A 524-nucleotide genomic window follows, 5' to 3' on the forward strand; every position below is an offset into this window, starting at 1 on the left:
GAAGCGGTGGACTCCGGCCCAGCCGAGCGTGAGGGCGAAGACTCCGGCTGCGATTCGGCTTCGTGCGTCGGGATCGAGGTTCTCGTGCGGGGTTGCGGCGTTGACTCCTTGTTGTCCGCCGCCAGGGACGCCAGAGTCGGGCTGGGGAGGTTCGATCGGCGTGGTGGACATCGTGTGTTGTTCTTTCTGTTGGATCGGCCGGGGTCGTACAGACGGTCAGGTGAGGGAGGTTCCCCAGTTATTGGCACGCTCGATTTCTCCGTCGGCAAGGGGGCCTTCGGTTCCGCGGACTGTGAAGTCTTCGCGGCCGACGACTGTGGCGTTGAGCTTGCGGAGGCGCTTTTCGATGGCTTTGCTCGCCGACCCGGAGAAGATGCCCCCGGTGATGGTGGAGAACGCGGCAACGCGTTGCCCGGCCAGGCTCGTAAGCGCGTCGAGCCACTCCGCAATGCCGGTGTCGTTCGGGTGGCCGCCTTTTGCGCGCGCCTGGTGACGGGTCGCCGCCTTGGGCAGGCCCATGCTGT

At 66.0% G+C, this 524-nt stretch carries 1 protein-coding gene; it reads right to left on the reverse strand.

The features are described from left to right. Positions 1-216: 216 nt before the first annotated feature. The coding region (locus tag FK530_RS26225) for a flavodoxin family protein (RefSeq protein WP_369123358.1) at positions 217-524 on the reverse strand (308 nt) is incomplete at its 5' end.

This window comes from Tsukamurella conjunctivitidis, from assembly GCF_007858475.1.
In the GTDB taxonomy this organism is placed as follows: domain Bacteria; phylum Actinomycetota; class Actinomycetes; order Mycobacteriales; family Mycobacteriaceae; genus Tsukamurella; species Tsukamurella conjunctivitidis.